Origin of the sequence: Billgrantia gudaonensis (assembly GCF_900100195.1) — a bacterium.
Lineage (GTDB): Bacteria > Pseudomonadota > Gammaproteobacteria > Pseudomonadales > Halomonadaceae > Halomonas > Halomonas gudaonensis.
Map to the genome: position 1 here is coordinate 1 of NZ_FNES01000033.1, position 8,954 is coordinate 8,954.

At 66.1% G+C, this 8,954-nt stretch carries 8 protein-coding genes; 5 read left to right on the forward strand and 3 right to left on the reverse strand.

What is annotated here, in order from left to right; genetic code table 11:
* Positions 1–350 precede the first annotated feature (350 nt).
* Positions 351–1,067: a winged helix-turn-helix domain-containing protein gene (locus BLP96_RS19540; RefSeq protein ID WP_089689206.1), complete on the forward strand. Its 717-nt coding sequence runs from the start codon at positions 351–353 to the stop codon at positions 1,065–1,067.
* Positions 1,067–2,695 (forward strand): ATP-binding protein, encoded by a 1,629-nt coding sequence (locus tag BLP96_RS19545; RefSeq protein WP_089689207.1) that lies wholly within the window; start codon positions 1,067–1,069, stop codon positions 2,693–2,695. The genes BLP96_RS19540 and BLP96_RS19545 overlap by 1 nt, the downstream gene beginning before the upstream one ends.
* Here BLP96_RS19545 and BLP96_RS19550 read toward each other — a convergent pair whose 3' ends face one another.
* Positions 2,696–3,610: a LysR family transcriptional regulator gene (locus tag BLP96_RS19550; RefSeq protein WP_089689208.1), complete on the reverse strand. Its 915-nt coding sequence runs from the start codon at positions 3,608–3,610 to the stop codon at positions 2,696–2,698.
* A 102-nt stretch (positions 3,611–3,712) separates the two neighbouring features.
* Between BLP96_RS19550 and metE the strand changes: the two genes are divergently transcribed.
* The 3 genes from metE (at position 3,713) to BLP96_RS19565 (ending at position 7,501) form a co-directional block, all read left to right on the forward strand.
* A complete protein-coding gene (gene metE, locus BLP96_RS19555; protein ID WP_089689209.1) occupies positions 3,713–6,010 on the forward strand; it encodes a 5-methyltetrahydropteroyltriglutamate--homocysteine S-methyltransferase in 2,298 nt (765 codons plus the stop codon).
* Positions 6,011–6,085: 75 nt separating this feature from the next.
* Positions 6,086–6,862, forward strand: a complete 777-nt coding sequence (locus tag BLP96_RS19560; RefSeq protein ID WP_089689210.1) for a COG3650 family protein — start codon at positions 6,086–6,088, stop codon at positions 6,860–6,862.
* Positions 6,863–6,922: 60 nt separating this feature from the next.
* Positions 6,923–7,501 carry a superoxide dismutase gene (locus BLP96_RS19565; protein ID WP_089689211.1) on the forward strand — a complete coding sequence of 193 codons (579 nt, stop codon included), beginning with the start codon at positions 6,923–6,925 and terminating at the stop codon, positions 7,499–7,501.
* 14 nt (positions 7,502–7,515) lie between these two features.
* Here the strand turns inward: BLP96_RS19565 and BLP96_RS19570 are convergent, their stop codons facing one another.
* Both BLP96_RS19570 and BLP96_RS19575 read right to left on the reverse strand, forming a co-directional pair.
* Entirely contained in the window at positions 7,516–8,583 is a 1,068-nt protein-coding gene (locus BLP96_RS19570) for a metal-dependent hydrolase (protein WP_089689212.1), read from the reverse strand.
* 114 nt (positions 8,584–8,697) lie between these two features.
* A partial coding sequence (locus BLP96_RS19575; RefSeq protein WP_143005097.1) for a transposase occupies positions 8,698–8,954 on the reverse strand: 257 nt, incomplete at its 5' end.

Here is an 8,954-nt window from a genome sequence, read left to right on the forward strand (position 1 = left end):
GCACCTGAATCCCGAGCGGGACCCAGTGCCGCAGGCAGCAGGGTTTTAAAGAGCCAGAACTATTTCATATGCCAACTATGTTGACAGACTCCGTCGGTCAGTCCTCCTGTCGGATGAGTGCACCTCTTAAGCTACGCTTGATGGATGTGCGAATCAATGCCGTTTCGTTCTTGGCTGATCTATGTCAAACCCTGTGGATAACCTGTGACTGTATGGTGCACTCCCTGTGCAGGACGATTGCCAAGCTGGCTTGCACGCGTCGGGGCGCTTTTCGGGTATCCTTATCTCAGTGCGGAGGCAGCAGACAACCACCTGCCTGGTAACCATGCCCAAGCAAGGGAAACACGAGGATGGAAGACAACCTGGAGCCCGGTGACCGGGAACACGTACTGATCATCGAGGACGATGAGCGTCTCGCTACGCTGACCCGCGACTACCTCGAGGCCAACGGCTTTCGCGTGACGCTGGAGGCCGATGGAGCCAACGGCGTCGAACGGATCGTGACGCTGCAGCCGGATCTGGTGATTCTCGACCTGATGTTGCCCGGCGAGGATGGTCTTTCGATCTGTCGTCGGGCGCGTTCCGATTTCGCCGGGCCTATCCTGATGCTGACGGCGCGCACCGACGACATGGATCAGGTGCTGGGGCTCGAGATGGGGGCCGACGACTACGTTGCCAAGCCGGTGCAGCCCCGCGTTCTGCTGGCACGCATGCGGGCGTTGCTGCGCCGTTCGGAGAGCGCCGAGGCGGCGGGTGGCGAGGTGCGTCTCACCTTCGGCAATCTCGAAATCGACAGCGCCACTCGCGAGGCATGGCTACACGGCGAACGGATCGAGCTGACCAGCGCCGAGTTCGATCTGCTGTGGCTTCTGGCCAGCAATGCCGGACGCGTACTGAGCCGCGAAGAGATTTTCTCTCAGCTGCGCGGCATCAAGTACGACGGCCAGGATCGCTCCATCGATGTGCGGGTATCGCGCATCCGGCCCAAGATCGGTGACGATCCCAATCATCCGCATCGCATCAAGACGGTGCGCAGCAAGGGTTACCTGTTCGTCAAGGATGGCTGATGGCGCTTCCCCGGGTTCTGGTCGACAACACCTTTCTGCGCGTCTACGTGTTGATCGCGCTGGTGCTGGTGTTGACCGGTGGCCTGGCGGTAGGCGGTTTCCTGCTGGTCGACAAGGTGCGCCGCGAGCACTATCACGAGCAGTTGGCCACTTCGCCCATGGCGCTGCTGACCGCCCAGTTGGTGGAGCTGCCCGAGGCCGAGCGTGAAGCCTGGCTGCAGCGCCAGAGCGAGGAGTTGGATATCAGCCTGGCGCTGCATGCGCTGCCTTCCCACCCGCTGGGTTACTTCGAACGGGCTCGCTTGGAAGCGGGCCGTACCCTGGTAGAAACTCTTGATGGAGGCGGCTGGCGCCTGCACCGCATGCTGCCCGGAGAGCCGCGCGTGCTTTCGGCCTCGCTGAGCAGCCTGGGCGAACACCAACTGCTCGGGCTGACCGGTATGCTGGGCGATTGGCTCTCGGCCGTGCAGGGCGAGCAGCGCCGTGAGCGTCTGAAGGGTCTCCAGGGGTCGGCCATTCCGCTGGTGCTCACCGAAGCCCCGCCCGAAGACCTGGAACCGGCGCAGCTGGCGCGTCTGCAAGAGGCGGAAGTGGTCATTCGCCTGCTGCCCCAACGCTGGGCGTTATCGCTCTACCTGCGTTTGCCTACCGAGCAGGATGGGTTCGAGTGGGTACAGGTGGGGCCGCTCAACGCCTTCGAGGCCATGCCGCTGTCGCTGTCGATCCTGCTGGCGGTGATCATCCTGCTGGGGCTGGCCGGGGCGATCTACGTCATCGTGCGTGGCGTGGAGGCTCGCATGGCACGCCTGGAACTGGCGGCCACGCGCATTGCCAGCGGCCATCTGGATACGCGCGTGAAGGTCGAGAGCGGCGACTTCATGGGCAGGTTGGGCATGGCCTTCAATGGCATGGCGGCCCAGGTGCAGTCGCTGCTGCGCGCCCAGCAGGAGATGATTCGTGCGGTCTCGCACGAGCTGCGTACGCCCGTGGCGCGCATCCGCTTCGCCGTGCAGATGGTCGAGGACATGACCGAAGAAGAGGCCGTGCGTCGACAGCTGGGTGGTATCGACGACGATATCGAAGAGCTCGACGGGCTGATCGACGAGATTCTCACCTACGCCCGACTGGGTGGCGATCAGGGACAGGGCATGGCGCTGGAGACCGAGCCGGTCGAGTGTCGGGCCATGGCGCAGCGGGTTGTCGAAGCCCTCGAGCCGCTGCACCGGCAGCTCACGCTCGAGGTGGTGGCCAGCAGCGAGATCGAAGTGGAGGCCGAGCCACGCTACTTGCAGCGTGCGTTGCAGAATCTGGTGGCCAATGCTTGCAGCCATGCCCACTCGGCGGTGCGGGTGACCCTGCAGGCCGAGCCGCGTGCCGTGCGCCTGGACGTGGAGGATGATGGTCCCGGCGTGCCCGAAGCGCACCGCCAGGCGGTTTTCAAACCCTTTGCGCGGCTCGACGACAGTCGCACGCGCCGCTCCGGCGGCTACGGGCTGGGGCTTTCCATCGTGCAGAAGATCATGGCCTGGCACGGCGGCAGCGCCATGGTCGACGACAGCCCGTCGCTCGGCGGCGCGCGCTTCACGCTGTTGCTGCCGCGCCGCCATCCGCCGCGCATCGATGGCTGATCACGCCGGGCGAATGCCCTCCAGCACCGCGAAGGAGGTCTCTCGGGCGGTGCGCAGGAAATCCTCCATCCATGGCAAGCTGCGGGTGTCATCGCGGATGGCCGCGAACAGCGTGCTCCAAATGCCGTCTTCGCCGAGAGGTACCGCCTTCACGTAGTCGCGCTCGAGATACTCGGTCAGTGCCCAGTTGGGCAGCGCGCAGACGCCGCGTTCGCTGGCCACGAGTTGCATCATCATGATGGTGAGCTCGGCGGTACGGACTTCCCGGGGGCGAACGCCGGCGGGGTCGAGAAACTGAGTGAAGACGTCCAGGCGGCCATGCTCCACGGGATAGGTGATCAGCGTCTCGTCGGCCAGCTCCTGCGGGGTGACGAAGGCATGGCCGGCCAGTCGGTGCTGGCGCGCCACGGCCAGCAGGCCCTGATAGCGGAACAGCGGCTCGTAGTGCACCCCGGCGAGCGGTTGGGGATCGGCGGTGATCACGAGGTCGAGCTGTTCGCGAGCCAGTGCCGGCAGCGGGTCGAAATGGTGGCCGCCGGGAATGTCGACCTCCACTTCCGGCCAGTGGTTGCGGAAATGGTCGATGGTGGGCATCAGCCACTGGAAGCAGCTGTGGCACTCGATGGCCATGTGCAGCCGCCCGGCTTCCTGGCCGACCAGTCGAGCCAGGTCGCGTTCGGCCATGCGTACCTGGGGCAGCACCTGTTCGGCCAGGGTCAGCAGGCGCTGGCCGGCGCGCGTGAACTCGACCGGGCGGGTCTTGCGCAGGAACAGCGGGTTGCCCAGCCGCTCCTCGAGATCCTTGATCTGATGGGAGAGCGCCGACTGGGTGAGGTGCACCCGCTCGGCGGCTTCCACGAGCGAGCCGGCGTCGCGCAGGGCGATCAGCGTACGGAGATGGCGTAGTTCGAGCATCGAGTGAATTCACTTCATGTTTTGAATTAGGAAGTTTAGTTTGATTCACCGGGTGTGGCCAGCGAGACTTTGCTGAATCATTCATTCGGCAGAGGATTCATCATGACACTCGCTCATGTACTGGGCTACCCACGCATCGGGGCCCGCCGCGAACTCAAGCACGCCCTCGAGGCCTACTGGCGCGGTGACGGCGATCGCGAATCCCTCGAGGCCACCGGCCGCGAGCTGCGCGCGAAGCACTGGCAGGCCCAGCGCGAGGCTGGGCTCGACTTCGTCACGGTGGGCGACTTCGCTTTCTACGACCAGGTGCTCGATGTCTCGATCATGCTGGGCGCCGTGCCCTCGCGTTTCGAAGCCGACGACGAACTCGACCGGGGGGCGGTGGACCTGGATACCGCCTTCCGCATGGCGCGCGGTCGGGCGCCCAGCGGCAAGCCCGCAGCGGCCTGCGAGATGACCAAGTACTTCGATACCAACTACCACTACCTGGTCCCGGAGCTGCATGCCGGACAGACCTTCCGTCTGGCCAGTTCGCGACTCTTCGACGAAGTGGCCGAGGCGCGGGCTGCCGGATACCCGGTCAAGGCGGTGCTCACCGGGCCACTGACCTGGCTGTGGCTGGGCAAGACACACGATGAGACCTGCGACCGGCTCTCCCTGCTCGAGGCACTGCTGCCGGTCTACGGCGAGATACTGGCGCGGTTGGCCGCCGAGGGCGTGGAGTGGGTGCAGCTCGACGAGCCGGCGCTGGTGCAAGATCTGCCCCTGGCCTGGAAGCAGGCCTACGAGGCGGCCTACAACGCCCTGCAGAGCGCACCGGTCAAACTGCTGGTGGCGAGCTATTTCGGCGGGCTCGGCGACAACTTGCAGGTGGCAGTGAACCTGCCGGTGGAAGGTCTGCACATCGATGCCGTACGCGCCCCCGAGCAGCTCACCGCGGTGCTCGACAACCTGCCTGCCTACAAGGTGCTCTCGGTGGGTGTCATCGACGGGCGCAACGTGTGGCGCGCCGACCTGGCCACCCTGCGCGAGCGGCTGGCGAACGCCCGCTTGCGGCTCGGCGAACGGCTGTGGCTGGCGCCCTCCTGCTCGCTGCTGCATGTGCCGGTGGATCTGGCGAGCGAGACCGAACTGGACGCCGAGCTGACGAGCTGGCTCGCCTTCGCCCGCCAGAAGCTCGACGAGACGGTGACCCTGGCTCGTCTGCTGGATGGCCGCGCCGGTGCAGCAGAGCGCGACCGCGTGGCGGCCGCGACGGCGGCGCTCGATGCCCGGCGTGCCTCACCGCGCCTGCACCGGCCGGCCGTCGCCGAGCGCCTGTCGCGTCTCGGGGAGGCCGACCTCTCGCGGGCCAACCCCTACCCGGTGCGAGCCGGTGCCCAGCAGCGCTTCCTCGAGCTGCCGCTGTTTCCCACCACCACCATCGGCTCCTTTCCGCAGACGGCGGAGATCCGTGCTACCCGGCGGGCCTACAAGAGCGGCGAACTGTCGCGTGAGACCTACGAGGCGCGCATGCGCGAGGCCATTGCCGATGCCGTGGCTCGTCAAGAGGCGCTTGGGCTCGACGTGCTGGTGCACGGCGAAGCGGAGCGCAACGACATGGTGGAGTACTTCGGCGAACAGCTCGAAGGCTATGCCTTCACCCGCTTCGGTTGGGTGCAGAGCTACGGCTCGCGCTGCGTCAAACCGCCGATCCTGTATGGCGACGTGACCCGGCCGGCGCCCATGACGGTGGCGTGGAGCCGTTACGCCCAGTCGCTCACCGAGCGTCCGATGAAGGGCATGCTCACCGGCCCGGTGACCATGCTGCAGTGGGCCTTCGTGCGCGACGATCAGCCGCGCGCGACCACCTGTCGACAGATCGCCCTGGCGCTGCGCGACGAGGTCGCCGATCTGGAGGCCGCCGGCCTGCCGATCATCCAGATCGACGAACCGGCGCTGCGCGAAGGGCTACCGCTGCGCCAGGCCGAGTGGCAGGGCTATCTCGACTGGGCGGTGGACAGCTTTCGCCTGGCGGCCTCGGTGGCTGACGATGCCACGCAGATCCATACCCACATGTGCTATTCGGAGTTCAACGACATCATTGCCGCCATCGCTGCACTGGATGCCGACGTCATCACCATCGAGACCTCGCGTTCGCACATGGAGCTGCTCGATGTCTTCCGCGACTTCGCCTACCCCAATGCCATCGGCCCGGGCGTCTACGACATCCACTCACCGAACGTGCCCGAAGTGGAATGGATGGTGCAGTTGCTGGAAAGGGCAGCCGAGCGTATCCCGGTCGAGCGGCTGTGGGTCAACCCGGATTGCGGCCTGAAGACTCGTGACTGGCCGGAGGTGGAGGCGGCACTGGAGCGCATGGTCGATGCAGCGCGGGAACTGCGGCAGCGTTATGGGTAACTCCTGACGAGTCGGAGCCCGGCGCCGGGATGGTATGCTTGCAGTGATGGAATCCCTACCCGCAAGGAGTCTGCCATGTCGTTTCGCTCATCGTTGAGGCCGTTGCCACGCCTGCCCCTGCTGCTGGCGGCCCTGGCCGCCGTGGCCGGCTGTGCCGCTACGCCGGATGAAGCCTCCGAGCCCGAGGTCAGCGAGTCACGCACGGGCACGCTGCCCGACGAGACCTCGGTCGTGCCGCCGAAGGCGCCGTTGATGCCGTCGCTGTTCTTTCCCGGCGGCGCAGACGCATTTCAGGCTTGGCGCTGCACCCCGGCCCAGGACCTGGTCTCGGCCGTCGACGAGAAGGCGCTGCGGCTGTGGTCCGCTCACGGTGCCTACCGCCTGTTCCCGGCCGTGGTGGCCAGCGGTTCGCGCTATCAACAGGGCGATCTCAGCTTCTGGGCCAAGGGAGACGAGGCCATGGTGGAGAGCGCCAACGGCCGGCTGGACTGCACGGCGGACATGACGCGCAGCGCTCTGACCCGAAGTCAGCGACCCGGCGTGATGTTCCACGGGCGCGGCAACGAACCCGGCTGGACGGTGAGCCTGGCCAACGACGCCCCCGAGCTGTCGATGGTGCTGGATTATGGCGAGCGCGAACTCGCCTTGCCCTATCGCGTCGTCGAAATGGACAACGCCGGTGGACGCATGAAGCTGGCCAGCGGCCGTGCCGATCGGCCCTTCTCTTTGGAATTGGAAGCCAGGGCCTGTTTCGACTCCATGAGTGGCAAGCCCTTCCCGGCCCGGGTGACCCTGACGATCGACGACGAGACCTATCGGGGCTGCGGGCAGGGCATTGCGCCGGCCGACTGAGCCGAACGGCACGTGGTGCCGATTCTCATCCACCCCCGTGACGGCAAGGAGTCAATGAGGATGGTCTTCGAACTGCCTGCGCTGCCTTACGAGAAGAACGCGCTGGAACCGCACATTTCCGCCGAGACGCTCGATTATCACTACGGCAAGCATCATCGAGCCTACGTCGACAAGCTCAACGAGTTGATCGAGGGCACTGCGGATGCCGACAAGTCGCTGGAGGAGATCATTCGGTCGTCCTCCGGCGAGCTATTCGACCAGGCGGCTCAGTCCTGGAACCACACCTTCTTCTGGCACTGCCTGTCGCCTCATGGCGGGGGGCAGCCGAGCGGTGCGTTGGCCGAGGCGCTCGATGCCCGGTTCGGCTCCTTCGCCGGGTTCAAGGCGGCTTTCGACGCCAAGGCCATGGCCAATTTCGGCGCCGGCTGGACCTGGCTGATCGAGACCGACGACGGTGGCGTGGAGATCGTCAATACCAGCAACGCCGACACCCCCATCGCCCACGACCAGACACCGCTGCTGGTCGTCGATGTCTGGGAGCACGCCTATTACATCGACTACCGCCATGCGCGGGCGAAGTATCTCGAGAACGTCTGGCAGCTCATCAACTGGGACTTCGTCGCCCAGAACTTCGGCTGACCGTCCTGTCGCGCTCAGCAGTGGCCCGGAATGGCAATGTGCCACTGAGGGGCGACGAACCGGCTGGTACAGAAGGCCGGCTCGGTATCGAGCAGGCGACCGGCGAGGCGCGACAGGGCATCGCGGTCGGCACGCTGCGGGGAGGGAAGCTGAACGCTGGCGGCCACCGGCTGCCAGGTGTCGCCGTCGCGGGTGGCCAGGGTGAAGCTGAACGGGTAGAAGCCGGGAAAGCCCAGGCGCAGGTCGGTGGCGACCAGCGTCTCCCGTCCCGCGTGCTCCTGCACCTCGTAGCGCAGGAAAGGGGCGGCGAACCAGGCCAGGCGCTCGCCATGCCGGGTGGCCAGGGCCGCTGGCTCGAGTTCGGCGCCGCGGCGGAAGGTCTCCAGCGCTGGCGGCTCGTCGCCGTCGAACACGCCGATCAGTGCCTCGTGGTGGCGGTCGCCATCGATCAGCGTGGCACGCCACAGCAGGATGTTGAACGGCGTGGGCTGTACCAGGCGCGGGGCGCTCTCCAGCCCCTGTTCGGCGAGCACCGGCTCGAGACGTTGCGTCACCAGGGTCTTGGCACCGGCGGCCAGCATCAAGTAGGCACAGGCCAGTGCCAGCCCCCAGCCTGGCGCGCGCTGGCCGTTGCCGGTCGCCAGGGCCGTGGCGACGCCGATCAGTAGCGGCAGGGTGACCAGCGGGTCGATGATGAACACCACCGGCCAGGCTGCGGGACGGACCTCCAGCGGCCACCACAGCTGGGTACCATAGGTAGTCAGGGCATCGAGCAATGGATGGGTGAGCAGGCACAAGGCGAAGAAGGCCCACCAGCGCAGCCGCGAGATGTCGCGAGCAGCGGCGAAACGCTGGGTGAACGTGGCCAGCAGGGTAGCCAGGCCGGTGAGCACGAACAACGAATGGCTGAAACCGCGGTGCTCGGTCACGTTGGCCACGGCATCGCCGTAGTCGATCAGCACGTCGAGGTCGGGCAGGGTGCCCAGCCCGGCGCCGATCAGTACCGCCTTGCGGCCCAGTCGCCGGCCGAGTACGGCGCCACCGACGGCCGCGCCCAGAGCGGCCTGAGTCACGGTATCCATGGTCGATCGATCCCTCGCTGGCAGGAAGTGTCCTCTATGATGCCAGGCTCTATGCGTGGGTTTCTTCTCCGTGAGCCTAGATACCATCTCTCCTAACCGGCCACAAACATTCCATCAGGCGGTTTGTGGCCGATATTCGGTCTGGGTCTTGAGGACACCGTAGGCGATGTGGATCAGCTTCCGCATCGCCGCCCCCAAGGCCGCCATTTTGCTCTTGCCGTTTGTTATAAGCCGCTGGTATAGCGCCGAGATATCCGGATTTCGCCTCAGCCCGACGACGGCTGCCATGTACAGGCTCTGACGCAGTTTCGGATTGCCGGCTTTCGACAAGCGGGGACGTCCCCGTACGGAGCTACCCGATTCCCAACTGA